Origin of the sequence: Actinophytocola xinjiangensis, assembly GCF_001921215.1 — a bacterium.
GTDB lineage: Bacteria > Actinomycetota > Actinomycetes > Mycobacteriales > Pseudonocardiaceae > Actinophytocola > Actinophytocola xinjiangensis.
Window position 1 is genome coordinate 114,064 of sequence record NZ_MSIF01000022.1, and the last position, 23,555, is coordinate 137,618.

At 71.4% G+C, this 23,555-nt stretch carries 26 protein-coding genes; 19 read left to right on the plus strand and 7 right to left on the minus strand.

All coding sequences use genetic code 11. From position 1 onward, the window contains the following. The first annotated feature begins 15 nt into the window (after positions 1-15). The 12 genes from BLA60_RS32490 to BLA60_RS32545 all read left to right on the plus strand — a co-directional run bounded on the left by BLA60_RS32490 (position 16) and on the right by BLA60_RS32545 (position 11,579). Positions 16-900, plus strand: coding sequence for a S49 family peptidase (locus BLA60_RS32490; RefSeq protein WP_075136854.1), 885 nt, complete (start codon positions 16-18; stop codon positions 898-900). 72 nt (positions 901-972) lie between these two features. Further along, positions 973-1,809 (plus strand): LytR/AlgR family response regulator transcription factor, encoded by an 837-nt coding sequence (locus tag BLA60_RS32495; RefSeq protein WP_075136855.1) that lies wholly within the window; start codon positions 973-975, stop codon positions 1,807-1,809. After that, positions 1,810-2,238, plus strand: coding sequence for a hypothetical protein (locus BLA60_RS32500; protein ID WP_075136856.1), 429 nt, complete (start codon positions 1,810-1,812; stop codon positions 2,236-2,238). A gap of 24 nt (positions 2,239-2,262) precedes the next feature. Beyond that, positions 2,263-4,056, plus strand: a complete 1,794-nt coding sequence (locus BLA60_RS32505) for a sodium/solute symporter (RefSeq protein ID WP_075136857.1) — start codon at positions 2,263-2,265, stop codon at positions 4,054-4,056. 64 nt (positions 4,057-4,120) lie between these two features. Further along, positions 4,121-5,218 carry a sensor histidine kinase gene (locus BLA60_RS32510; protein WP_075136858.1) on the plus strand — a complete coding sequence of 366 codons (1,098 nt, stop codon included), beginning with the start codon at positions 4,121-4,123 and terminating at the stop codon, positions 5,216-5,218. Next, positions 5,215-5,985 carry a LytR/AlgR family response regulator transcription factor gene (locus BLA60_RS32515; RefSeq protein WP_075136859.1) on the plus strand — a complete coding sequence of 257 codons (771 nt, stop codon included), beginning with the start codon at positions 5,215-5,217 and terminating at the stop codon, positions 5,983-5,985. The genes BLA60_RS32510 and BLA60_RS32515 overlap by 4 nt, the downstream gene beginning before the upstream one ends. Positions 5,986-6,011: 26 nt before the next feature. Continuing rightward, positions 6,012-6,335, plus strand: a complete 324-nt coding sequence (locus BLA60_RS32520) for a hypothetical protein (protein WP_075136902.1) — start codon at positions 6,012-6,014, stop codon at positions 6,333-6,335. After that, on the plus strand, positions 6,332-8,041 hold the full coding sequence (locus tag BLA60_RS32525; protein WP_075136860.1) for a sodium/solute symporter: 1,710 nt from the start codon (positions 6,332-6,334) through the stop codon (positions 8,039-8,041). Before BLA60_RS32520 ends, BLA60_RS32525 begins: the two co-directional genes overlap by 4 nt. Before the next feature lie 196 nt (positions 8,042-8,237). Further along, on the plus strand, positions 8,238-8,621 hold the full coding sequence (locus BLA60_RS32530; protein WP_084735558.1) for a DUF485 domain-containing protein: 384 nt from the start codon (positions 8,238-8,240) through the stop codon (positions 8,619-8,621). A gap of 8 nt (positions 8,622-8,629) precedes the next feature. Then, a complete protein-coding gene (locus BLA60_RS32535) occupies positions 8,630-10,237 on the plus strand; it encodes a solute symporter family protein (protein WP_075136903.1) in 1,608 nt (535 codons plus the stop codon). Positions 10,238-10,348: 111 nt separating this feature from the next. Further along, positions 10,349-10,687, plus strand: a complete 339-nt coding sequence (locus BLA60_RS32540; protein ID WP_075136862.1) for a rhodanese-like domain-containing protein — start codon at positions 10,349-10,351, stop codon at positions 10,685-10,687. 1 nt (position 10,688) lies between these two features. Beyond that, positions 10,689-11,579, plus strand: a complete 891-nt coding sequence (locus BLA60_RS32545) for a DUF4328 domain-containing protein (RefSeq protein WP_154814768.1) — start codon at positions 10,689-10,691, stop codon at positions 11,577-11,579. A 6-nt stretch (positions 11,580-11,585) separates the two neighbouring features. On the opposite strand, the gene BLA60_RS32550 is transcribed toward BLA60_RS32545, so the two are convergent. Further along, complete coding sequence (locus BLA60_RS32550) at positions 11,586-12,776, minus strand: cytochrome P450 (RefSeq protein ID WP_075136905.1); 1,191 nt, start codon at positions 12,774-12,776, stop codon at positions 11,586-11,588. A 48-nt stretch (positions 12,777-12,824) separates the two neighbouring features. On the opposite strand from BLA60_RS32550, the gene BLA60_RS32555 reads away from it, so the two are divergent. From BLA60_RS32555 to BLA60_RS32565, 3 genes are read left to right on the plus strand one after another with little or no spacing between them, the layout of a single operon-like run. Further along, positions 12,825-13,628 carry a glycerophosphodiester phosphodiesterase family protein gene (locus tag BLA60_RS32555; RefSeq protein WP_075136863.1) on the plus strand — a complete coding sequence of 268 codons (804 nt, stop codon included), beginning with the start codon at positions 12,825-12,827 and terminating at the stop codon, positions 13,626-13,628. A gap of 11 nt (positions 13,629-13,639) precedes the next feature. Continuing rightward, complete coding sequence (locus BLA60_RS32560) at positions 13,640-14,581, plus strand: DUF5926 family protein (RefSeq protein WP_075136864.1); 942 nt, start codon at positions 13,640-13,642, stop codon at positions 14,579-14,581. After that, entirely contained in the window at positions 14,578-14,925 is a 348-nt protein-coding gene (locus BLA60_RS32565; RefSeq protein WP_075136865.1) for a DUF952 domain-containing protein, read from the plus strand. Before BLA60_RS32560 ends, BLA60_RS32565 begins: the two co-directional genes overlap by 4 nt. A 4-nt stretch (positions 14,926-14,929) precedes the next feature. On the opposite strand, the gene BLA60_RS32570 is transcribed toward BLA60_RS32565, so the two are convergent. Beyond that, positions 14,930-16,066, minus strand: a complete 1,137-nt coding sequence (locus BLA60_RS32570; RefSeq protein WP_211288920.1) for an MFS transporter — start codon at positions 16,064-16,066, stop codon at positions 14,930-14,932. 43 nt (positions 16,067-16,109) lie between these two features. On the opposite strand from BLA60_RS32570, the gene BLA60_RS32575 reads away from it, so the two are divergent. Further along, positions 16,110-16,685 carry a TetR/AcrR family transcriptional regulator gene (locus BLA60_RS32575; protein WP_075136867.1) on the plus strand — a complete coding sequence of 192 codons (576 nt, stop codon included), beginning with the start codon at positions 16,110-16,112 and terminating at the stop codon, positions 16,683-16,685. On the opposite strand, the gene BLA60_RS32580 is transcribed toward BLA60_RS32575, so the two are convergent. Continuing rightward, entirely contained in the window at positions 16,682-17,227 is a 546-nt protein-coding gene (locus tag BLA60_RS32580) for a ferritin (RefSeq protein WP_075136868.1), read from the minus strand. The two genes, BLA60_RS32575 and BLA60_RS32580, sit on opposite strands and share 4 nt — an antisense overlap. Before the next feature lie 150 nt (positions 17,228-17,377). Here BLA60_RS32580 and BLA60_RS32585 point away from each other — a divergent pair, with 150 nt between their 5' ends. After that, entirely contained in the window at positions 17,378-18,526 is a 1,149-nt protein-coding gene (locus BLA60_RS32585) for a GNAT family N-acetyltransferase (RefSeq protein ID WP_075136869.1), read from the plus strand. On the opposite strand, the gene BLA60_RS32590 is transcribed toward BLA60_RS32585, so the two are convergent. Continuing rightward, the gene (locus BLA60_RS32590) at positions 18,507-19,748 is read right to left on the minus strand and encodes an arginine deiminase (protein ID WP_075136870.1); all 1,242 of its coding nucleotides are present in this window, start codon (positions 19,746-19,748) and stop codon (positions 18,507-18,509) included. The two genes, BLA60_RS32585 and BLA60_RS32590, sit on opposite strands and share 20 nt — an antisense overlap. 207 nt (positions 19,749-19,955) lie before the next feature. On the opposite strand from BLA60_RS32590, the gene BLA60_RS32595 reads away from it, so the two are divergent. Together BLA60_RS32595 and BLA60_RS32600 are read left to right on the plus strand one after the other, a co-directional pair. Then, positions 19,956-20,678 carry a DUF5753 domain-containing protein gene (locus BLA60_RS32595; protein WP_154814770.1) on the plus strand — a complete coding sequence of 241 codons (723 nt, stop codon included), beginning with the start codon at positions 19,956-19,958 and terminating at the stop codon, positions 20,676-20,678. After that, complete coding sequence (locus tag BLA60_RS32600) at positions 20,675-20,851, plus strand: DUF397 domain-containing protein (protein ID WP_342744794.1); 177 nt, start codon at positions 20,675-20,677, stop codon at positions 20,849-20,851. Before BLA60_RS32595 ends, BLA60_RS32600 begins: the two co-directional genes overlap by 4 nt. Positions 20,852-20,904: 53 nt before the next feature. On the opposite strand, the gene BLA60_RS43825 is transcribed toward BLA60_RS32600, so the two are convergent. From BLA60_RS43825 to BLA60_RS32615, 3 genes are all read right to left on the minus strand, one after another. Beyond that, positions 20,905-22,104, minus strand: coding sequence for an outer membrane protein assembly factor BamB family protein (locus tag BLA60_RS43825; RefSeq protein WP_075136872.1), 1,200 nt, complete (start codon positions 22,102-22,104; stop codon positions 20,905-20,907). Continuing rightward, positions 22,101-22,967 (minus strand): hypothetical protein, encoded by an 867-nt coding sequence (locus tag BLA60_RS43830; protein ID WP_154814771.1) that lies wholly within the window; start codon positions 22,965-22,967, stop codon positions 22,101-22,103. Before BLA60_RS43830 ends, BLA60_RS43825 begins: the two co-directional genes overlap by 4 nt. 149 nt (positions 22,968-23,116) lie before the next feature. Next, on the minus strand, positions 23,117-23,479 hold the full coding sequence (locus tag BLA60_RS32615; RefSeq protein WP_075136874.1) for a hypothetical protein: 363 nt from the start codon (positions 23,477-23,479) through the stop codon (positions 23,117-23,119). Positions 23,480-23,555 lie beyond the last annotated feature (76 nt).

The window sequence follows — 23,555 nt, forward strand, 5'->3', positions numbered from 1 at the left end:
GATACGGTGGGAAATATGAGGGAGCTCGTATCCGAGAAGCTGACCGCGCGCCTGCCCCTGTTCGGTGACCGGGGCAGCGGCAAGCCCGTGGTGGCCGTGGTCAAGCTGCACGGCGTGATCACCCCGACGCCGTCCCCGCTCGCACGCGGCACCATCAACATCAACACCGTGGAGTCCGCGCTCACCCGCGCCTTCGAGCACGACCGGCTGCGCGCGGTCGCCGTCGTGATCAACTCGCCGGGCGGGGCGCCGACCCAGTCCGCGCTGGTCGCCGAGCGGATCCGGGAGCTGGCCGACCGCAAGAAGGTTCCGGTGCTCGCGTTCTGCGAGGACGTCGCGGCCTCCGGCGGTTACTGGCTGGCCTGTGCCGGCGACGAGATCTTCGCCCACCGCTCGTCGCTGGTCGGCTCGATCGGTGTGGTCAGCGCCGGCTTCGGCCTGTCCGGCCTGCTGGAGCGGGTCGGCGTGGAGCGCCGGGTGTACACCGCCGGCGCGCACAAGGTCCGGCTCGACCCGTTCCGTCCGGAGAAGGACGAGGACGTCGAGTGGCTCAAGAGCCTGCAGAGCCAGCTGCACGACCAGTTCGTCGACTGGGTGCGTACCCGGCGCGGCGCGCGGCTGGCCGACGAGGACCTGTTCTCCGGCGAGGTCTGGACCGGTGCGAAGGCGAAGGATCTTGGTCTGGTCGACGGGGTGGGCAACCTGCGCGAGGTGATCGAGCAGCGCTACCCGGACGCCGAGCTGAGCGTGGCCGAGCCCAAGCGTCCGCTGCTGGCCAGGCTGGGTCTCGGTGGTCCCGGCGCGGGCCTGTTCGGGGGGCTCACCGGTCCGGCCGAGCGGGCGCTGGCGGCCGTCGAGGCGGTCGAAGTTCGTGCCACATGGTCACGATTCGGCCTGTGACGGGGCTTACCATCACCCGGTGGAGGTAAGCGTGACGGGGACCATGGACAACGGGTTATCCCCATCGGCAAGATGCAGCTCACCGTGAGTACTTCATCGAACACCCCTGGCCTCGTCGTCCTGGCCGTCGACGACGAGAAGGACGGCATGGACCTCCTGCTGGAACGGTTGGACGCCAACCGCTACGTGCGCCGCGTCCTGCCGGCCTTCGACGCCACCGAGGCCCTGCGTCAGCTCGGCGGCGACGACCCGGAGCTCAACGCGCGCCGCAACTCCGGCCTGCCGATCGTCGACGCCGTGTTCTCCGACCTGAAGATGCCCGGCCTGACCGGCATGGAGATGGCCAAGGTGCTCGCGGGCTTCAAGCCCTCCCCGGTGCTGGTGTTCATCACCGGCCACGGCGAGGGCAACGACGCGGTCGAGGCGTTCGAGCTGGGGGCGGTCGACTTCATCCCCAAGCCGTGCGACCAGAACCGGATGGACCGCGCGGTCCAGCGGGTGATCTCCAAGCTGCGCGGCGACGGCCTGGTCGGCCAGGCGCCGACGGCCGCCGGCCCGGAGCCCGGCGACGACGAGGTGATCCCGGTCGAGCTGGCCGGCAACACCAAGCTGATCCCGCGCTCGTCGGTGCGCTGGGTCGAGGCCCAGGGCGACTACGCGCGGCTGTTCACCAGCGAGGGCTCGCACCTGGTGCGCATCCCGCTCGCGCAGCTCGAGGAACGCTGGGAGAAGGCGGGTTTCGTGCGCATCCACCGGTCGTACCTGGTGCCGATCAACCTGATCACCGAGCTGCAGCTGGGCGGCAACGGCTACCACGTCGTCATCGGCGACGAGGAGCGCAAGCTGCCGGTCAGCCGCCGGCGCACCAGAGAGCTCAAGGACCGCATCACCCGGCGCGGGGGCGTGTGAGTGAGCCGGCACGCCACCGGACCGGGCCGCGAACCCGGCAGGAGCGGCGGCGGCGCGGACGACCAGACCGGTCGCCCGCGGCGCAAGCGTGTCGTGCTCGCCGACTCCCGCGCCCCGGTGACCGTGCTGCGCACGGTGGTCGAGCTGGAGGAGCAGACCAGCTACGGCGAGGCGCTGGTCAACCAGTTCGTCCGCACCCAGTGGCGCACGGCGCTGGTGCTGGGCGCGGTGGCGATGGTGCCGCTGCTGGTTCTGCCGTTGCTGTTCTTCGCGGTGCCGGACCTGGCGGAGGTGGCGCTGGCCGGGGTGCGGCTGCCGTGGCTGTTGATCGGCATCGTCCCGTTCCCGTTGTTGTTCGGCGTGGCCTACTGGTACAACTCGGTGGCCGAGCGACACGAACGAGACTTCGTCGCGATGGTGGAGAAGTAGCCGCTCTCGGTAGGGACACCCGCGGTGGACGCAAGGATCTGGGCGCTTGCCGGGGTCGTGCTGGTCAGCGCCGCGACCTTCTACCTCGGCTACGTGTCGTCCCGGTCGGCCTCGACCACCCAGGACTTCCTGGTCGCCCGGCGCACGGTCCGGTCCCGGCGCAACGCGGCCGCGGTGTCCGGCGAGTACCTGTCGGCCGCCTCGTTCCTCGGCGTGGCGGGGCTGGTGCTCAAGGACGGTGCGGACGCCCTGTGGTACCCGGTCGGGTTCACCGCGGGCTACCTGGCGTTGATGCTGTTCGTGGCGGCGCCGCTGCGCCGCTCGGGCGCCTACACGCTGCCCGACTTCTGCGAGGCGCGGCTGGGTTCGCGCACGCTGCGCAACCTGGCGGCGGCGTTCGTGGTGTTCATCGGGATCCTCTACGTCGTCCCGCAGTTGCAGGCGGCGGGGCTGGCGTTCACCAGCATCACGACCCTGCCGAACTGGGTCGGCGCGCTGCTGGTGACGGTGATCGTGATCGTCAACGTCTTCGGTGGCGGCATGCGGGCGATCACCGTGGTGCAGGCGTTCCAGTACTGGCTCAAGCTGTTCGCGATCGCCGCGCCGACGTTCATCATGTGTGTGTTGTTCATCGGCAGCGGCGGCCCGAGGGGCGGGGAGATCGCCGGGCTGAGCGAGCCGCTGCCGCCGGCGTTCACCGAGAACACCACGCTGCACGTGGAGACGCCGGTGCTGCTGGAGGTGCAGGACACGGTCAAGCTGGTGGCCGGTGGCGTGGTGGACGGGGAGCGGGTCGGCGGTTCGGCGTACTGGACGCCGCTGGGCAGCCCCTACGAGGTGGACGCCGGCACCGAGCTGACCTTCTTCCAGGGCTCGGCGGTTCCGGTGGTGGTCGGGGCGCCGCCGACCAACGACCTGTGGCTGGTGCCCGGCGGCGAACCGGACGACCTGTTCGGCACGTATTCGCTGATGTTCGCGCTGTTCCTGGGCACGATGGGCCTGCCGCACGTGCTGGTTCGCTTCTACACCAACCCGGACGGGCGGGCGGCGCGCCGCACGACGCTGCACGTGCTGATGCTGCTGGGCCTGTTCTACCTGTTCCCGATCATGCTCGGGGCGCTGTCGCGGCTCTACGTCCCGGAGTTGCTGGTGACCGGCCGCACCGACGCGGCGGTGCTGGAGCTGCCGATGAAGATCGCGTCGGGGGTGTGGGGGGAGATCCTGGGCGCGATCACCATGGCCGGCGCGTTCGCGGCGTTCCTGTCGACCTCCTCGGGCCTGGTGGTGAGCGTGTCCGGGGTGCTGTCGACCGACGTGCTGCGCGGGCGGGTGCGCGACTTCCGGTTCGCGACCGCGCTGGCCGGCGGGGCGCCGCTGGCGCTGGCGATCGTGCTGCGGCCCCAGGACATCACGATGTCGGTGGGGATGTCGTTCGCGCTGGCGGCCTCGACGTTCTGTCCGGTGCTGATGCTGGGCGTGTGGTGGCGGAAGCTGACCTGGGTGGGCGCGGCGGCGGGCATGGTGGTCGGCGGTGGGCTGGTGCTGACCTCGCTGCTGCTGGACACGGTGAGCACGTTCACCGGCGACTGGGCGCCGATGATCTTCGGCCAGCCGGCGCTGATCACCGTGCCGGTCGCGTTCCTGACGGTGGTGCTGGTGAGCAAGGCGACGCAGAACCACCTGCCGGGCGACGTGGCGCAGATCCGGCTGCGGATGCACGCGCCGGACGGGCTCGGGTTCATCCGCGACCGGGCCGTGGCCCGCTTCGGCACCCCGGAGGAGCGCGCGGGGTTGTCCGACGGCCGGCACCGCAAGTGAGATCGGTGTGAAGCCGTGGCATTACCATGCACCCCAGCCCCAGCCGCCGACGATGGGAGCGCTGATGGCGGTGTCCGCCGACCGAGCGTCTGACGCGGTCCGCCAGCCGGCGAGGACGCGGCGTCCCTGGGCCAGGACCGACCCGGTGGCGGTGCTCAGTGCCGCCCGGCACATCGCCGACGAGCTGCGCGACGGTCTGGGCGGCTCCGGCGCGCGGGCCGCCGCCCGGGGGGTGCGCCGGCTGCTCGACGTGGACTGCGTCGGCATCGCCGACCTGTCCGGCCGGCCGATCTGGGCCCCGGCCGCCCCGCCCGGCGAGGGCTCGGCGGCAGCCGACGAGCTGGTCGAACAGGTCCTGCACACCGAGGCCAAGGGCGGCCGCCCGCCGCTGCTGGCGCTGCCGCTGCACGTGCACCACGAGCTGGCGGGCGTGCTGGTGGTGTTCGGCAACGCCCGCCGCTCGGCGGTTCGCGAGGCGGCCCGGTGGGTCGTCGAGTCGCTGGAGCGCGCCCGGCTGGAGGCCTCCGCCGAGCAGGCCGCGCAGGCCGAGCTGCGGGCGCTGCGCGCGGAGATCTCGCCGCACTTCGTGTACAACGCGCTGACCGTGATCTCGGCGCTGGTCAGCTCCGAGCCGGACCGCTCCCGCGAGCTGATGATCGACTTCGCCGACTACATCCGCTACAGCCTGGCCCGCCACGGCGAGTACACCACGGTCGCCGACGAGTTCCACGCCATCGAGACCTACCTGGCGTTGCAGCGCGCGGTGCTCGGCGAGCGGCTGGCGGTGCAGGTGCGGGTCGCGCCGGAGGTGCTGGCCGTCGCCGTGCCCTACCTGGTGCTGCAACCGTTGGTGGAGAACGCGATCCGGCACGGCATCGAGCCGAGGGCGGGCACCGGGCAGGTCACCGTGCGCGGCGAGGCGCAGGGCAACGACTGCGTGATCAGCGTCGAGGACGACGGCCTCGGCATGGACCCGGCGCTGGCCGAGGACATCCTGGCCGGCCGGGGCGGCTCGCACAGCGTCGGGTTGGCCAACGTGGACCGGCGGCTGCGCAACGTCTACGGCCCCTGGTACGGCCTGGTGGTGGAGACCGCGCCCGGCGAGGGCACCCGCGTGGTGGTGCGGATCCCGAGGTTCCAGCCGGGGGTGATGCCGGGATGAGCGGTCTGACCGTGCTGGCGGTGGACGACGTCCCGCCCGCGCTCGACGAGCTGTGCCGGCTGCTGCGCGAGGCACCGGAGGTCGCCGACGTCGCCGGCGCCGGCGACTCGACGGCCGCGCTGCGGATGATCCAGTCGGGCCGCTTCGACGCGGTGTTCCTGGACATCTCGATGCCCGGCCTGGACGGCCTGGAGCTGGCGTCCTTACTGGCCAGGCTCAACGAGCCGCCGGCGATCGTGTTCGTCACCGCCTACGAGCAGCACGCGGTGGCCGCGTTCGGCATCGGCGCGGTGGACTACCTGCTCAAGCCGGTGCGCGCGGAGCGGCTGGCGGACGCGCTGGCCAGGATCAGGCGGGTGCTGCCCTCGCGCGCGCGGCCGGCCGAGGAGTACCCGGCGACCCCGGACGCGATGGCGGCGTTGCCGGTCGAGTCGGCGGGGCGCACGCGGTACGTGCGGCGCGGCGAGGTCCGGTTCGTCGCCGCGCACGGCGACTACGTGCGGCTGCACGCGGTGTCGGGCGTGCACCTGGTGCGGATGCCGATCTCGCGGCTGGAGGAGTACTGGGGTCCGGCGGGGTTCGTCCGGGTGCACCGGGGCTACCTGGTGTCGCTGGACGCCGTGCGCGAGCTGCGCAGCGACTCGGTCGGCGGGCTGCTGGCCCACACCGACCTGGGCGATGTGCCGGTGAGCCGCCGGCACGCCCGCGAGCTGCGGGAGCGCTTACTCGCGGCGGCCAAGCGCGGGCAGCTGGAACGGCGGCCGTAGTGCCCGGTCACCGGCGGGTGGCGGTGATGAGTCCGCAGACCAGGCTCGCGCACTCCCGTCGCCGCGCGCGCGGCCGGTGGCGGGTGCCCAAGCTCGACCCGGCGGGGGCGGCGCGGGCGGCCGAGTTGTACCGCCGCCAGCGCGCGCTGGCGATCGCCCCGCTGGCCCTGCTGTTCGCCGGGATCCTCGGCCTGCCGTTGGTGTTCGCCCTGTTCCCGGGGCTGGACCAGGTGCGGCTGCTGGGTGTCCCGGTGTCCTGGCTGACGCTGGCGGTGTTGCCGTACCCGGCGCTGACCCTGTTGGCCCGCTGGCAGTTGCGGCGCGCGGAACGCGCCGAGGACACCCCGTGATCCTGGCCTTCGCGGTGGCGCCGGTGGTGCTGGTGACGTTGCTGATCGGTCTGCGTGGGGTGGCCGCCATGCGGACGACGTCGGACTTCCTGGTGGCCTCGCGGCGGGTCTCGCCGCTGCTGAACTCGGCGGCGGTGTCCGGGGAGTACCTGTCGGCGGCCAGTTTCCTGGGGGTCGCCGGGCTGATCGTCAAGGACGGCATCGGCGCGCTGTGGTATCCGGTGGGTTTCACCGCGGGCTACATCGCGATGCTGGTGCTGGTGGCCGCGCCGATGCGCCGCTCGGGGGCGTTGACCGTGCCGGACTTCGCCGAGGCCCGGTTGGCCTCGCCGGCGCTGCGGCGGATGACGGCGGTGGTCATCCTGGTGATCGGCGGGTTGTACCTGGTGCCGCAGTTCCGCACGGCCGGGCTGGTGCTCAGCGCGGTCAGCGAGACGCCGTACTGGGTGGGGGTGGTGGTCGCCGGTACCGGGGTGGCGATCACGTTGGCGTTGGGCGGGATGCGTGCGGCGACCTATGTGCAGGCGTTCCAGTTCGTGTTGAAGCTGGTGTTGTTCATCGTGCCGGCGGTGTGGTTGCTGGTCCAGGTGGGTCCGTCGGTGCGCCACGACGCGGTGCACCCGGCGGAGTTCACCGAGTTCGAGCGGGACACCCGGGTGGTCTTCCGGGTGGGCACGACGCTGGACTTCACCGAGCCGACGACCGTCCACGTCGGACAGGAAACCCGGGTCGTCGACGGCACCTGGGACGTCCCGCAGGGCGCGAAGGTCGTCTTCCCGCGCGGCGCGACGGTGCCCGAGGTGGCCGGCGAGGCCCGCCCGGGCGGCACCGAGTGGGAACGGCCGCTGCTGGACATCTCCGACGCCGGTCACCCGCTGCTGTCGACCTGGGCGCTGGTGGTGGCGCTGGCCCTGGGGACGATGGGGCTGCCGCACGTGATCATGCGTTTCCACACCAGCCCCGACGGCCGGGCCGCGCGGCGCACGGCGGCCATCACGGTGGGGCTGCTCAGCGTCTTCTACCTGTTCCCGGGGATCTACGGGGTGCTCGGCCACGTGCTGGTGCCCCAGCTCTACCTGTCGGGCGCGACCGACACGGCCGTGGTCGCGCTGCCGGCGCAGGTCGACGCCGGTTGGCAGGGCGGCCTGTTCACCGCGTTGTTGACCGGCGGCGCGTTCGCGGCGTTCCTGGCGACCTCGCTCGGGCTGGTGCTGGTGGTGTCCGGGGCGATCTCGCACGATCTGCTGCCCGGCGGCCTGAGCCGGCTGCGGGTGACCGTGCTGATCGTGTCGGCTGCGGTGGTCCTGTTGGCGCTCTCGGCGATCCGCCTGGACGCGGGCGTCCTGGTGACCTGGGGTTTCACCGTGGCGGCGTCGACGTTCTGCCCGTTGCTGGTGCTGGGGATCTGGTGGCCGAGGCTGACCGTGGCGGGGGCGATGTCCGGGGTGCTGGTGGGACTGTTCGCCTCGTCGGGGGCGATCGCCGGCACGTTGTTCGGGCTGCCGGTGCACGGGTGGCTGGCGATCCTGGTGGCCCAGCCGGCGCCGTGGTCGGTGCCGCTGGCGTTCCTGACGATGGTCGTGGTGTCGCTGCGCGGCCGGCCGCCGTCGTGGGCACGGACGGCGATGCTGCGGCTGCACCTGAACGAGGACCGTCCGGTCACCGAGGCGGACCGGTTTCGCGAGTTGCGCGACGGTCGAGGCTGATCAGCGGCCCGTTTACCCGGTTGGCCGCCGTGTAATCACCCGGACGGAGTAGACTTCCGACAGTCACCTGGGGTTGATCAGAACGTGACGTGCGCCACTCGACGCGCCAAACATGCCGTTCGTCGACCGTTCGTCGTGGCTGCGAGCGGTTGATCTGTCGGCGATTCAGCTAACAAGATCACCTCCATAGGGTCGAATGAACGTTTTTCTCGTTCACCCGGCCGCAGGAGGCACAGTGAGTAGTCCGGACCAGGAGCCGCCGCCGACGTCGGGTCCCGATTGGGCGACGATCCAGGACAGCGCGGAGTTCGTCGAGCTGCGGAAACGGTTGCGGGGCTTCGTTTTCCCGATGACCGTCGCCTTCCTCGTCTGGTACCTGCTGTACGTGTTGCTGTCCGACTACGCGCACGACTTCATGTCGACGAAGGTCGTCGGGAACATCAACATCGGCCTGATCTTCGGCCTGCTGCAGTTCGTCTCCACGTTCCTGATCACCAGCCTGTACGTGCGCCACGCCAACCGGAAGCTCGACCCGGTGGCCGAGAAGATCCGTGAGGACATCGAGGGGGACCAGCAGTGAGCGACACCATGGTCCTCGCCCAGAGCGTCGAGGGCAGCAACCCGTGGCTGAACATGGGCATCTTCGCCCTGTTCGTCGTGGTGACCCTGTTCATCGTCTTCCGCGCCAGCCGCACGTCCAAGACCGCCGTCGACTACTACGCCGCCGGCCACTCGTTCACCGGCGCGCAGAACGGCATCGCGATCTCCGGTGACTACCTGTCGGCCGCGTCGTTCCTCGGCATCGCCGGGGCCATCGCGCTCAACGGCTACGACGGGTTCCTCTACTCCATCGGCTTCCTGGTGGCCTGGCTGATCGCCCTGCTGCTGGTCGCCGAACTGCTGCGCAACACCGGCAAGTACACGATGGGCGACGTGCTGGCGTTCCGGATGCGCCAGCGCCCGGTCCGCGCGGCCGCCGCGACCTCGACGCTGGTCGTGTCGTTCTTCTACCTGCTGGCGCAGATGGCCGGCGCGGGCGGTCTGGTCGCGCTGCTGCTGGGCATCGACAGCACCGCCGGCCAGGCACTGGTGATCGCCGTCGTCGGCGCCATCATGATCGTCTATGTGATCATCGGCGGCATGCGCGGCACCACCTGGGTGCAGATCATCAAGGCCACGCTGCTGATCATCGGCGCGTTCGCGATGACCGTCTGGGTGCTGGGCAAGTACGGCTTCAACCTGTCCAGCCTGCTCGGCGACGCGGTCGCCAAGGTCGGCGAGGGCGGCCAGCGGCTGCTCGACCCCGGCGGCCAGTACGGCCTGACCGGCACGACCAAGCTGGACTTCGTGTCGCTGGCGCTGGCCCTGGTGCTCGGCACCGCCGGCCTGCCGCACATCCTGATGCGCTTCTACACGGTGCCCACGGCCAAGGAGGCCCGCAAGTCGGTCGTCTGGGCGATCTGGCTGATCGGCATCTTCTACCTGTTCACCCTGGTCCTTGGCTACGGCGCCGGCGCGCTGGTCGGCCCGGAGACGATCGCCAACGCCCCCGGCGGCCCGAACTCCGCCGCCCCGCTGCTGGCCTACGCCCTGGGCGGGACGGTGCTGCTGGGCATCATCGCCGCGGTGGCGTTCGCGACGATCCTGGCGGTGGTCGCCGGCCTGACGATCACCGCGTCGGCCTCCTTCGCCCACGACATCTACGCCAACGTGATCAAGAAGGGCGCGGCAGACGACAAGGCGGCGGAGGTCCGGGTCGCCCGGATCACCGCGCTGGTCATCGGCGCGGTGGCGATCGTCGGCGGCATCGTGGCCAACGGCCAGAACATCGCGTTCCTGGTGGCCCTGGCCTTCGCCGTGGCCGCGTCGGCGAACCTGCCGACGATCCTCTACTCGCTGTTCTGGAAGCGGTTCAACACCCAGGGCGCGCTGTGGAGCATCTACGGCGGCCTGATCATCTGCATCGTGCTGATCGTCTTCTCACCGGCGGTCTCCGGCGGCAAGACCCCGATGATCAGCGGCGTGGACTTCCACTGGTTCCCGCTGTCCAACCCCGGCATCGTGTCGATCCCGGCGGCCTTCCTGCTCGGCTACCTCGGCACGATCCTGTCCAAGGACCGCGACGACGCGAAGTACGCCGAGATGGAGGTCCGCTCGCTCACCGGCGCCCACGCCGAGAAGGCGGTCAACCACTAGACCGGTCCCCTGAGCCCCCACTCCCGTTCACCCCCGGGAGTGGGGGCTCGTCGGTGTTCCTGGCAAGTTCACGGGCGTCCTACGGGCCGGCGTGGCAGCATCGGGAGCGTGATGCCATCGCAGGTGCCTTCCGTGTCCGTGCCCGAGCTGCCGGCCGAGCTGCCGGCCGAGACCACCCTGCTCGACGTCCGCGAGCAGGACGAGTGGGACGCCGGCCACGCGCCCCAGGCGCTGCACATCCCGATGGGCGAGCTGGCCGGCCGCCTCGGCGAGCTGCCCGAGGACCGGGACGTGCTGGTCATCTGCCGTTCCGGCGGACGGTCGGCGCGGGTGACCGAGTACCTCAACGCCAACGGCTGGGACGCGCGCAACGTCGACGGCGGCATGCGGTCCTGGCAGTCCGCCGGCCGCCCGCTGGCCGCCGACACCGGTACCCCCGAGGTCATCTGACGTGCTGACCAGGTGGGTGGCGACCGTCCCGGGGGGCGTTCGCCGGCGTCAACGGCGCCGGCGGCTGCCCTACCTTGGCCCGCCCGCCTACGGTTCGACTCCCCGCTGGGGCTTCCCGGCCCTGGCCTGGCGCTGGCCGACGACCGTCCCGGGCACCAGTTCGGAGGTCGACCGTCCGGTGACCGTCGACCGGGTCCGGCTGGTCGCCGGGAACGCCTCGGCGATGATGTGGGCGGTCGCGGCCCTGGCGTTGCTGGCCGCCGGCGGCGAGGTGTGGCGCTACGTGCTGATGGTGCGCAGCCTGGACGGCGCGCTGTCCAGCCGGCTGGTCGCCACCTCCGACGCGGTGGTCACCACGGCGGCGGTGCTGGCCCTGGCGTTCGCGGTGCTGGCCGTGGTGGTCGTGGTGTGGTGGCTGCTGCTGGCCCGCCGGGTGGCCGCCGACATCGTGCACCGGACCCCGGCCCGCCCGGACTGGCAGGTGCTGGTCTACCTGGCCGTTCCCGGCGTCAACCTGGTCATGGCCGGTGTCGTGCTGGCCGAGTTGGAGCACCAGGTGCTGCGCCGTCCGGCCGGCGGGCGGCCTCGACCCAGCCGCGCCACCGTCGTGTGGTGGGCGGCGTGGGTCCTCAGCGGTCTGCTGTTCGGCGCGACGGTGGTCTGGCGTTTCCGGGGCGGTGCCCAGGCCCAGGCCGACGGCATCGTCCTGACGGCCGTGACCGACCTGGCGGCGGTCGCCGTCGCGGTGCTCACGGCGCTGGCCGTGCGCCGCCTCACGGCTCTGCTCAGCCCGATGGACCCGGACCGGGTCCGTCACCTGCGCGTGGTCAGCGTGTCCGGCGCCCCGGAGCCCGCGCTGCGCGCGACCCGCACGGTCCCGTCCCGCCGCTGACCCTGGTCACTGGGCGGTGACCGGGAGGTCGGCGAAGCCGCGGATGACGAACTCGCCCCGGCGGGTCGGTTCGCCGGCCAGGCGCAGCCCGGGCAGCCGGGTCACCAGGGCCTTGAGCGCGGCCGCGACCTCCACCCTGGCCAGCGGCGCGCCGACGCAGTAGTGGATGCCGGCGCCGAAGCCGAGGTGCGGGTTCGGTGTCCGCCCGATGTCGAGCCGGTCGGGGGACGCGAACACCGCCGGGTCCCTGGCCGCGGCCCCCAGCAGCGCCGCCACCTTCGTCCCGGCGGGCACGGGGTGGCCGGCGACGGTCACGTCCGCCACGGCCGTGCGTTCGAACAGCTGCAACGGCGAGTCGAACCGGATCAGTTCCTCCACGGCGGTGGCCAGCAGCTCCGGGCCGGGGTCGGCGACCAGGCGGTCCCACTGGCTCCGCTCGCGCAGCAGGGCGTGCACCCCGTTGCCGATGACGTTCACGGTCGCCTCGTGGCCGGCCATCAGGAGCAGGACGGCGGTGCCGACCAGTTCGTCCTCGCTGAGACGGTCGGTGCCGTCGCGGACCGACACCAGGTCGCTGATCAGGTCGTCGCCCGGGTCTGTGACGCGGCGGGCGGCCAGTGACCGCAGGTAGTCGACGAACTCGGCGGACGCGGTCTCGGCGGCGGCGGCCAGCGGCGCCGGCAGGCCGTACTCGTACATCTTCACGATGGCGTTGGACCACGGTTGCAGCAGCGGCCGGTCCTCGGCCGGCACGCCGAGCAGTTCGGCGATCACCTCGACCGGCAGCGGCGCGGCGAGGTGGCCGAGCAGGTCGGCCGACCCGTGTTCGGCGATGTCCCGCGCCAGGCCGGCCACCAGCGACGACGCCAGCTCGGCCACCCACGGCGACAGGCGAGCCACGTGGCCGCGGGCGAACGCCGAGGAGATCAGCCGCCGCAGCCGGGTGTGCCGGGGCGGCTCGTTCTCCAGCAGCGAGTTGCGGTGCAGCAGGTTGAACGCGGCGAAGTCCGACTCGGGCGTGCGGTCGGTCCACAGCCGGCCGGCCGACCGGTCGCGCAGCACGGCCGAGCACGCGGCGTGCGAGACCGCGACCGGCAGGCCGAGTCCGGGATGGTCGTGCACCTCGCCCCGCTCGCGCAGCCGCGCGAAGGCCGGGTACGGGTCGGCGATGAACGTGGGGTCCTGGGTGTCGAACACCTGCCGACGGTAACCCCGCCGGACGCCGGGGCATGCGAGGATCCCGCCGTGCAGACCGCAGTCGTCGCGCACCGTGGGGCATCGGCATACCGTGCCGAGCACACGGTCGCCGCCTACGCACTGGCCATCGAGCAGGGCGCCGACGGGCTGGAGTGCGACGTCCGGCTCACCCGCGACGGGCACCTGGTGTGCGTGCACGACCGCCGGGTCGACCGCACCTCCAGCGGCAGCGGCGCGGTGTCCACGCTGACCCTGGCCAGCATGGCCGAGCTGGACTACGGCCGCTGGGACGCCACGATGCCCGAGCACGCCGACGACCTGGTCCGCGAGCCGGTCGCCACCCCCGGCCGGCACGACCGGGGTCTGCTGACCCTGGAGTCGCTGCTGGACCTGGTCGCCGACTCGCCGGGCACCCGGCTGTTCGTCGAGACCAAGCACCCGGTCCGCTACGGCGGCCTGGTGGAGACCGCGCTGATCGAGCTGCTCGGCCGCTACGGCCTGGCCAGCCCGAAGTCCAAAGAGGACTCCCCGGTGGTGGTGATGTCCTTCTCCACCATGGCACTGCGCCGGGTACGTCAGCTCTCGGCGACCCTGCCGACCGTGCTGCTGCTCAGCCAGCTCGGCACGCTGCGCTGGGACGGCACGCTGCCCCGCTCGGCCGACCACACCGGCCCCGGCGTGCACCTGCTGCGCACCGACCCGGACTACGTCGCCCGCGCGGCCGCGTTCGGCCACCACACCTACACCTGGACCGTCGACGACGACGCCGACATCGACCTGTGCCGGCGCCTGGGCGTGCGCTGGCTCGCGACCAACTCCCCGGCCGCCACGGCGGCGCGCCTGACCCGGTAGCGTCTGGCGACATGGCCAAGCGAACCGCCGGAAAACCGCGTAACACCGACGGGATCAACCCGCGCCAGCCCTGCCCCTGCGGCTCGGGCAAGCGCTACAAGGCGTGCCACGGATCCTCCGGCGGGCCGGTCGAACTGCCCGTCGCCCGGCCGTTCGAGGGCCTGGCCGGCGAGTGCGAGCTGATCGCGCTGCGCGAGTTCGTGCCGTCGGCCACCGCGCCGTTGACGCTGGCCAAGCCGGGCGAGCGCGCGGTCACGCTGGCCACCGTGCTGCCGATGGCCTCCGCCGCGCTGGTCCGCGCGGACGGCACGGCCTTCCTGGGACTCCAGGTCCAGACCCGGTCCAGCGACATCAGCCGCGACCTGGCCCGGGCGCTGAACTGGGCGTTGGCCGCCGAGCCAGGCGCGGTGCTTGCGGTCGTGGGCCCGGAGACCGACGAGTCGACCGAGCGCGAACGTTTGCAGGACCTGGTGGACCTGGCCGCGCCGCTGGAGCCGACGCTGCACACCGACTTCGGCTGGTGGATGCCCGAGGGCGAGGAGCCGACCGGCGAGGTCGCGCTGTCGCTGGAGCGCGCCAACCAGGCGATCATGCCGACCGAGCGGATCGGCCCGGCCGCGTACTGGGTGGACGCCGGGGACCGCGCGCACCTGCGCTGGGTGCGTCCGGAGCCGGAGGGCGCGCTGCTGCTCGCGCTGGCCAGGCTCGCCGCCCGCGGCGAACTGGGCCTGGGCGAGGGGTCGCGCTACGCCGGCTCGTTCCGCGCGCACGGCCTGCTGGTCCCGGTGTGGGACCTCGACCACGAGTCGCACGCCCGCGAGTGGACCGACCAGGCCGCCGACCTGGGCAAGCGTCTGGAGGACGCGCTGGCCTCGCTGGAGGACCAGCCACTCACCGGTGAGGAGCGCCGCGCCCGCGACGGTCTGGTCGGCCGTCAGGTCACGCTGCGGTGATCCTGCACATCTGTGTCGACGGCGACTGGCGGCCGGGTGCCGCCTACCGGCCGGCGTCGCTTGACAGTCAGGGTTTCGTGCACTGCTCGGACCTGGGCACCGCGCACCTGCCGGCCAACCGCCTGTTCGCCGGGCGCACCGACTTGGTGCTGCTGTGCATCGACCCGGAGAAGCTGACCTCGCCGCTGCGCTGGGAGGAGGGTGATCCGCCCGACCCGGCCGGCATCCGCTTCCCGCACGTCTACGGCGAGATCAACCCGGAGGCGGTCGTCGCCACGCACGCCTTCCCGCCGGCGCCGGACGGCACCTTCCACCTGCCGGCCGTGCTCGCCGAGCGGGGCTGACCCGCTACCGGGCAGGCACCAGCCGCGCGAGCGCGACCGCCGCGAGCGCGCAGCCGGCGGCCAGCAGCGGGATCGCGCCCGGCCCGCCGGCCAGCAGGCCACCGGCGGCCGATCCGGCCGCCGCGCCGAGGTAGACGGTGCTGCTGGTGAGCGCCATCGCCGGGGCGGCGGCGTGCCGGCCGGCCCGGGTGAGCATCAGCGACTGGATGGCCGGCGGCACCGCCCACGCGGTGGCCGACCAGACCAGCAGCAGCGGCACGACCACCGCCAGCGGCGCGGGCCGCGCGGCCCAGCACACCGCGAACCCGGCCATCCCGGCGGTGAAGGCCAGGCCGGCGCCGGTGAACGTGGGGCCGGCGCCCCACCGGTCGACGGCCCAGCCGGCGGCGTGCGTGCCGCCGATGCCGGCGATCCCGGCGGCGGCCAGCAGCACTCCCAGCGCGGTCGGCGCGACCCCGGCCAGGCCGTCGAGGAAGGTGGCCAGGTAGGTCTGGAAGGCGATGTTGCCGGCGACGGCGAGCACGGTCACGCCGAGCACGCCGGCGACCGGTCCGGTCAGCAGTTCCCGGCTCACCACCCGCACGGGCGCGCCGCGTTCGTCGCCGTCGGCGGGCAGCCACACCGCGACGGCGACCAGCGCGGCGAGCCCGAGCAGCCCGCCGAGGACGAACGTGGCGGGCCAGCCCCAGGCGGCGCCGACCCAGGTGCCGGCGGGGACGCCGAGGACGAACGCGCCGGTGAGCCCGGCCATGACGGCGGCGAGGGACCGGCCGCGGGCGTGCTCGGGGGCGCGCTGGGCGGCGACGGCGAGGGCGACGGGCAGCGCGGTGGCGGTGCCGAGCGCGGCGAGCACCCGCAGCGCCATCAGCGCCGGGTAGCCGTCGACGGCCGGCACGGCGAGGTTGGCGGCGACGAACAGGGTCAGTGCGGCGAGCAGCACACGTTTGCGGGGCAGCCGGGCGAACAGGGTCGCCGAGAGGGGCGCGCCGAGCGCGTAGACCAGCGTGAACACGGTGACCAGTGCGCCGGCGGCGGCCTGGGGGACGTCCAGGCCGGCGGCGATGGCCGGCAGTACGCCGATGATCACGAAGTCGTCGGTCTGGACGGCGAAGCCGGTGAGGACCAGGGAGAACAACCACATGGCCATAAAGGTAACAGTCGTTACCTTTATTAGGGTGCCGGGTATGGCACGCACCGCGGACCCGGCCCGCAGGGTCGAACTGGTCGACGAGATCATCGACCGGCTCGCCGAGTCAGGCCTGGCGTCGTTCTCCCTGCGTACGCTGGCCGCCGCCCTCGGCCGCTCGACCCGGGTCCTCACCCACCACTTCGCCGACAAGGAAGCGCTGCTGCTGGCCGTGCTGGAACGCCTCGACGAGCGCCAGCACCAGGCGCTGGCCGCCACGCCCGGCTGGGACGACCCGGCCGTGGGCATCGGCTCGATCGTGGCGGCCGCGTGGGACCGGCACCTGGACCCGGCGGAACTGGCGAGAACCCGGCTCGTGCAGGAGATCGAGGGCCTGGCCGCCGCCGGCCGGCTCGCCGGGCACGTGCCGGCGTTCGTCGCCGGCCGGGCACGGTTCGTCGCCGACGCGCTGGTACGCCGGGGCCTGGACCCCGACGACGCGCTGACCAGGGCCACGCTGCTCAACAACGCCTACGCCGGCCTCCAGGCCGACCGGCTGACCACCGGCGACCAGCAACGCACCGGCGCGGCGCTGGAGATGCTGTGCGCGCTGGCCGACAGCTGGACCGACTAGAGCGCGCCGCCGGCCGCGCGCGGGGCGAGCGGGTCGCCGCCGGCGTCCCCGACGGTCTCGCGCGCCAGGTAGTTCTCGATGTCGAACAGGTTGCCGTTGGCCCGGCCGACCACGTTGAGCAGGGTGGTCATCTGCGCGACCTCCTCGACCTGCTCCTTGAGGAACCACTGCATGAACTGCTCGCCCCGGTAGTCGTCCTCGTCGCGGGCGATCTTGGCCAGGTTGATGATGTGCTCGGTGTACTCCTTCTCCTGACGCAGCGCGAGTTCGATCAGTTCGGTTACCTCGGAGAAATCGTTTCGGATGGCGTCCACACCGGAAATCAACGGCTGGATGTCGTTGTCGAGCAGATACTGCACGATCATCATCGCGTGGTTGCGCTCTTCGAGTGACTGGCGGTAGAAGTGCTTGGCGAGCTGGGGGAGATCCTGCCCGTCGAACCACGCCGCCAGGGCCACGTACTGCTGCGATGCCGTGAACTCGTACCGCACCTGCTCCTGGAGCGCGGAATGGAACTTGGACAGGTTGCTGGTGTTCGCCATGTCAGTGAGAATACGCTGAAATAGTAGTGATCGCCAATTCCGTTGTATTTAGGCAAGCCTAGCTGAAATACGATTCAGGTAAGGCATTCCTAACGAATCGGCGGTGACAACTCCGTTGCGCGACGCGACCGGCCGGTCGACCATGGGCCGATGGCCGAACCCCGCGTGTTCCCCGACGACGTCCCCGTGCTGGTCGACCGGGAGGTGAGCCTGCGCGCCCACCGGCCGACCGACCTGGACGAGATGGTGGTGCAGTGCACCGACCCGCTCAACATCCGGTGGACGACCGTCCCGGTCCCGTTCACCAGGCAGGACGCCACCTTCTACGCCACGAAGGTGATGGCCGGCGGCTGGGCCGACGGCACCGAGTTCGGGTTCGCGATCGAGGCCCCGCACCCGGATGGCGTGCACCGCTTCTGCGGCACGGTGAGCCTGCGGTGGATGGGCGAGAACGTCGCCGAGGTCGCCTACGGCCTGCACCCGGCAGCCCGGGGCCGGGGGATCGCCAGGCGCGCGGTGTCGCTGCTGCTGGACTGGGGGTTCACCGAGCTGGGCCTGGACGTGGTGGTCTGGTACGCCGAGGTCGGCAACTGGCGGTCGCGGCGGGTGGCGTGGGCGCTGGGCTTCAGCCACGACGGCACGGTCGCCCGGCTGCTGCGCCAGCGCGGCGAACGCAAGGACGCCTGGGTCGGCTCGCTGCGCGCCGGCGAGCCCCGCGAACCGGTCACCCGCTGGCTGTCGCCGGCGGTGCTGGAGACCGAGCGGCTGCGGCTGCGCCCGCTGGCCGACGAGGACGCCGAACGGCTGTTCGAGATGCTCAACGACGAACGGGCCCGGCACTACGGCGGCCGGACCCGCAGCGTCCGCGAGCAGCACACCGGCGAGCAGGTGCTGCTGCGCGCCAGGGAGGGCGAGGCCGAGGGCAAGCGGTACCACTGGGCGGTCACCGAACGCGGCGACGACCGGATCATCGGCTACGTCCAGGTGTTCGAGCTGGACGGCCTGGACGAGACGGCCGGCAAACTCGGCTACACCCTGCACGCCGACTCCCGGGGCAAGGGCTACCTGGCCGAGGTCCTCACCGCCCTCACCGACCACGCCTTCGACGACCTCGGCCTGCGCCTGCTGTCCCTGCGCACGGCGGCCAGCAACACGGCGTCGCGGCGCGGCGCCGAACGCGCCGGCTACGCGCACGTGGCGACGGAGCCGGCGGCGTTCACCATCGGCGACTCGGACTTCGACGACCTGGTGGTCTACCAGCGGCAGAACCCGAACTGGGTCAGAGCCGATCCCGCGTGATCGGGCAGGACATGCACCGGGGCCCGCCCCGGCCGGTGCCCAGCTCCGAGCCGCCGATGCGCAGCACCTCGATGCCGGCCTCCTCCAGCCGCGCGTTGGTCTCCACGTTGCGCTCGTAGGCCACCACGACCCCGGGGGCGACGGCGAGGGTGTTGTTGCCGTCGTCCCACTGCTCGCGTTCGGCGGTGACCGCGTCGAGCCCGGTGTCGATGACCCGCAACCGGTCGATGCCCATGGCCTGCGCGGCGGCGTCGAGGAACGGCACGGGCCCGCTGACCCGCACGCCGCCGCTGTCCTCGTCCGGCCGCAGCGGGTAGGCGACCAGCGTGTCCCGCACGGCCGGGTACATGACCACGGCGTCCTGGTCGACCATCGTGCACACGGTGTCCAGGTGCATCGTGGCCCGGTCCTGCGCGATCGGCACGGCGAGCACGGTGTGCACCAACCCGTCCGCGAACGCCGACCGGGCAAGGGACTCGGCCCCGGCCGGCGTGGTCCGGTCGCCGACCCCGATGGCCAGCACCCCGGGGGCCAGGAGAAGCACGTCCCCGCCCTCGACGGGCGCCGAGTGCGCCCCGTACGCGCGCCCGGCCGCCCGGAACCGGGGGTGGTAGGCGTAGATGAGGTCCATCAGCGCGGTCTCGCGCTTGCGCGCCGGCAACGCGAGCGAGGCGATCGCCACCCGGTTCCCGATCCACACCGACGAGTCCCGGGTGAACAACAGGTTGGGCAGCGGATCGACGACGAAGTCGTGCGGGTGGTGCATCTTGCGCACCAGCGAGGCCCCCTCGGCCGCCGGCAGTTCCTCGAACGTCATCCCCGCCATCAGCACGTCGGCCAACGCCTGGTTGTCCAGTGTGGACAGATGGGAGCTGAGCGCGTCGGCGAGCTCGTGCCCCACCCGCCGCCGGTCCACCGCGGTGTCCGCGGCCGCCGCGTGCGCCCGCTCGTCGGCCAACGCGGTCACCAACGCGTCACCGAGAAGAAGGACGTCGGCCTCCCGCGACTCCAGGATCCGCGCGAACGCGTCATGCTCCTCCTGCGCGCGGTCGACCCACGGGATGCTGTCGAACAGCAACTGGTCGTTGTTGCGCGGGGTGAGCCGCCGAAGCTCGTCACCGGGGCGGTGCAGCAGGACCGCACGCAGCGGCCCGACCTCGCTGTCCACCCTCGGGGCCGGCAGGTCGTGCACGGCCAGGTCAGGTGCTGGTTGAGCAGTCACCCGACCGAGCGTAATCAACTCCCGAGTCCCGTGCCTCGCCGAGTCGACGCCCGGCTACGACCTTCACCGTCACCGAGCCAGCCGCCGGTCCCTGCCCGAGGCCAGCGGTGGAAGCCGCCCGGCATGGGTCGTACTTCCGCCGCTGGCCTCCGGCGTTGGCAACCGCCTCAGGAGGCGGCGTCAGCCTGGGGTGTCGACTCGGACGGGGTGTCTTTCAACAGTTCATCAGCCAAGCTGGACGTGGATGGTGACCGCTACGACGAGATCATGACGTTGGCCTACGGCACCGGCGAACCGCAATGGGTGGCCACCACGCTGCCGGAACAGCGTCAGCAAATGTCTGCTTACATCGACTGGGAGCAGAACGCCGACCGTATCGTCGAGGTCGCGCCCCTTCTCGTTCCTGGACTGTTGCAGACGAGCGACTATATTCGGGCCATCATGACAGCTGGCGGCGTTCCGACCGGTGAAATCGCCTCCCGAATCACATCACGGATCGGGCGTCGGGAGGTGATCATGAAGCCGGCCCCGGCCGACCTGGTGGTGCTGCTCGGGTGTGGCGCCTTGAACCAAGGGGTCGGTGGGGCCTCGGTTGCCCTCGGTCAGGTGCGACATCTCATTGAGATGGCTGCGCGACCCAATGTCGAGTTGCGCATCGTTCCTGATCATCGTGGTTGGCATCCGGGCTTGGAGGGCGCGTTTGCGCTGATCGAGTCAAGTTCGACGACCACCGCTGTGCGGCGAAACCAGGCTGATCGGGCATCGATTGTATTTGTTGGGACGCGCCGGTCGGTGCTCATGCTGCATCAGGATGACGATGTAGGTGCCTATGCGCGGGCAGTGGAGAAAATTGTCAAGGTCGCATTGTCGTGCGATGAATCCTTCAAATATCTTGATTCCCTGCGAAACAGAATGGAGAATGCACAGTGAACCTGAACAATGAGTGGCGCAAGTCCCGTCGCAGTCAGAATGACGCCAACTGTGTTGAGCTGCGCAGCACCCTCGACCAGCTGCGTGACTCCAAGAACGCGGCCGGTCCCATCCTCCGGGGAAATGTTCGCGCCCTGACCCGCGCGATCAGGGATGGTCGGTTCGACCGGTGATTCCGACGCCGGCCAGCGGCTGTTCCGGCTTGTCGAGCCGGGGTCCGGTCGAGTCACCGGCGGTGCACGTTCCACTGGTTGGTCTCCACGTCGTAGAGGACGAGGTAGCGGTCGGACAGGGCGATCACCGCTCCCGGCAGGTCGTCGGTCACCAGCGTGCCCGACCCGTCGACCACCCGGCCGTCCCGGAAGGTGACATAGCCGTGCCAGGCCGTGTCCAGCTGGGGCGCGCCGGACACGGTGAAACGGCGCACACTCCGCTCCTCGACGTCGAACACGGCGAACTGGCCCGTCGTGGCGCCGGCGCAGACGATCAGCCGTTCCTGGTCGCTGACGCACTGCCGACCCGCGCCGAGTTCGGCGACCGTGGCCCCGGTCCCCGCGTCGATCACGACCAGGGACGGGTACTCCCGCGGCGACACCTGGGCGAGGACGGCGAAGCCCGCCAGTGTCAGGAACACCTTGGAGTCGGGATACCGCTGCCCGAGATCCCACGTCCGTTTCCCGGTCAGCGCGTCGATTCCGACGACGGTCGCGCCCCGCCTCGGCTCGATTTCCCGTGGCTCCGCGCCGACCTCACCGACCTCGCCCGCCTGCGCCAGCAGGGTGTCGCCCACGACGAACTGCGGCCAGATCCCCGTGGCCTCCCACAGGCGTCGCCCCGTCGCCGAGTCGTGCGCCACGACCTGGGTGGGTGTCGCGCCGCCCGACTGCCGGACGCCGTTGGCGACGACCCGGTCACCGGCGGCCACCGACTGGAGCTGGATGGGGCTGTGAGGTGTCCTGACGGCGACCGGCGTCTCCCACAAGAACTCTCCATCGGCCCCGGAGACCGCCGCGACACCGGACGTGTCGTCCGGCGCGACATAGGGAAGGAAGGCCGTCCAGTCGTCCTCGGTGCCCACGATGGGAATGGTGCCCGGCGTATGGCCCAGGCGGCGGTCCTCCCGGCCGGACATGGCCCGCAGTCGGTCCACCCGCCAGCGGGTCCGCCCGGTTTCGGCGTCCGCGACGAGCAGTTGGCGCTCGAGTTCGTCGGCGGTGTTCCCGAACACCAGCACCGAGTCCCCCCGGATCTCGATGTCCGGTGGGGTGTTGCGTCGTCCGGTGCTGCCCCGCCACAGCGCCTCCGCCGTCGCGGTGAGCGGCGCGACCGACGGACGTCGCGGTGGTGGTGGCGGCGGTTCGTCGGTGCACGCGGATCCGACGATGGCCACGGTCAGCAGAACCGCGCCGAGCGACTCCCGGTTCATCGCGCCGGCCAGGCCGGCGCGGACATCCAGTTCCGCCGGACGAACAGCATGCCGTGCTCGGCATCGGTGATCAGCTTCGCCACGGCATCGGCGGCCTCCCAGCAGACCAGGTCGCCGGCCCTGATGAACGACTCGAACATTCGGTAGTAACCGAGGTGGATGTCCGTGGTGTCGAATCCGAAACCGGAGTCCTCTGTCGATTTGGTCGCGGGTTCCATCGCCGAACTGATGGCGTCGGAAACGAAGAGGACGGCATCCTTGGCCGTATCCGGCGGATTGAGCGCGAAATTGAGGATCCTGTCCAGCGTGGAGACGGCGAAGGAGAGCCCCTCCTGAGCGGATCTCGCGGTCACGCTGTCGAGGGTCGCGACCAGCTTTCCCATCAGTTCGTTGACGTCCTGTCGTGCCTTGAGAATGATGGCGGCGTACTTCACCAGGTACTCGTTCATGGAGTTCAGCCCGGGATTGCGATGATTCTCGTACCACTGCTTCAGTTGGATGAAGCGATCCCGGGCGCGGTCGGCCGCGCCGCTGTCCCAGTTCTCCCGGGACACCACGGCATCGACGTTGGAGGTGAGTCGCATCCACATGTCGACGCTGTGTTCCGGTCGGGTGGAGTCGGTGGCCTTCTTGCGGAAGGTCTCCTCGATGAGGTCGTAGGTTCGGCCGAGTTCGACCGTGTTGGAGATCTCGCCGTCCGGGGACAGGGTCCCCACGCGTTGGCCGGACAGCACGTCCGCGTGGGCGAAGAACCGGTCGACGGTGAGGTCGCGCAGCACGGTCCGTTCCAGTAGGTGGCCGGCGACGTCCGGATCCGGTTTGCCGTTCGACTCGATTCCCGAACCGTCCGAGAACTCCAGCACCCGGGGGCCGGTGTTCTCCTCGGGATGGGCGAGGTACTCCAGCCATCCCGCCAGTGCCGGCGCGTTGCCGCCGGGGCCGGCGAAGGCCGGGTCCAGGTTCGTCACCAGGGCGTGGTCTGGCTGTGGCTCGTTCGACGAGGCCATGGTGCTCACCGCTCGCCGATGGATCGTGAGATGTTCTCGAAGACCTCCGCGTGCCGCGCCTCGGTCGACTGGTACTCGCCGCGGGTCTGTTCCAGGCGTTTGGCGAACCCTTCGAGAAACGTCACGAAGGCGCGTTCCTCCTTGACGAACTCCGCCATCGTGGCGAGCCATTCGTGGGAGAACTCCGCGAGCAGGCCCTGGAAATGGCCGGTGGCCCCGAAGCCGCCGGTGAGTGATGTCGTGTCGCGCACCGACGTGAGGTCGCCCTCCAGTGCGTCGGCCAGGGAACGGTAGTGGCCAACGGCCTGCTCGACGGCGGCCGTCGCGCCGCTGAACGCGGTGAGTCCGACGGTGAAACCCTCTGCCATGTCACACCCCCAGGTGCTGACCGTGATCGGGTCATCACGCTGACGGTAGCAAGACCTGGTGATCGTCAGGGGTCGT

Bases quoted from the DNA above. Each gene is read 5' to 3' on its own strand.
- BLA60_RS32490 (WP_075136854.1), top strand. From the start codon at position 16: ATGAGGGAGCTCGTATCCGAGAAGCTGACCGCGCGCCTGCCCCTGTTC.
- BLA60_RS32495 (WP_075136855.1), top strand. From the start codon at position 973: ATGCAGCTCACCGTGAGTACTTCATCGAACACCCCTGGCCTCGTCGTC.
- BLA60_RS32510 (WP_075136858.1), top strand. From the start codon at position 4,121: ATGGCGGTGTCCGCCGACCGAGCGTCTGACGCGGTCCGCCAGCCGGCG.
- BLA60_RS32515 (WP_075136859.1), top strand. From the start codon at position 5,215: ATGAGCGGTCTGACCGTGCTGGCGGTGGACGACGTCCCGCCCGCGCTC.
- BLA60_RS32520 (WP_075136902.1), top strand. From the start codon at position 6,012: ATGAGTCCGCAGACCAGGCTCGCGCACTCCCGTCGCCGCGCGCGCGGC.
- BLA60_RS32530 (WP_084735558.1), top strand. From the start codon at position 8,238: ATGAACGTTTTTCTCGTTCACCCGGCCGCAGGAGGCACAGTGAGTAGT.
- BLA60_RS32535 (WP_075136903.1), top strand. From the start codon at position 8,630: ATGGTCCTCGCCCAGAGCGTCGAGGGCAGCAACCCGTGGCTGAACATG.
- BLA60_RS32540 (WP_075136862.1), top strand. From the start codon at position 10,349: ATGCCATCGCAGGTGCCTTCCGTGTCCGTGCCCGAGCTGCCGGCCGAG.
- BLA60_RS32560 (WP_075136864.1), top strand. From the start codon at position 13,640: ATGGCCAAGCGAACCGCCGGAAAACCGCGTAACACCGACGGGATCAAC.
- BLA60_RS32570 (WP_211288920.1), bottom strand. From the start codon at position 16,066: ATGTGGTTGTTCTCCCTGGTCCTCACCGGCTTCGCCGTCCAGACCGAC.
- BLA60_RS32575 (WP_075136867.1), top strand. From the start codon at position 16,110: ATGGCACGCACCGCGGACCCGGCCCGCAGGGTCGAACTGGTCGACGAG.
- BLA60_RS32580 (WP_075136868.1), bottom strand. From the start codon at position 17,227: ATGGCGAACACCAGCAACCTGTCCAAGTTCCATTCCGCGCTCCAGGAG.
- BLA60_RS32585 (WP_075136869.1), top strand. From the start codon at position 17,378: ATGGCCGAACCCCGCGTGTTCCCCGACGACGTCCCCGTGCTGGTCGAC.
- BLA60_RS43825 (WP_075136872.1), bottom strand. From the start codon at position 22,104: ATGAACCGGGAGTCGCTCGGCGCGGTTCTGCTGACCGTGGCCATCGTC.
- BLA60_RS32615 (WP_075136874.1), bottom strand. From the start codon at position 23,479: ATGGCAGAGGGTTTCACCGTCGGACTCACCGCGTTCAGCGGCGCGACG.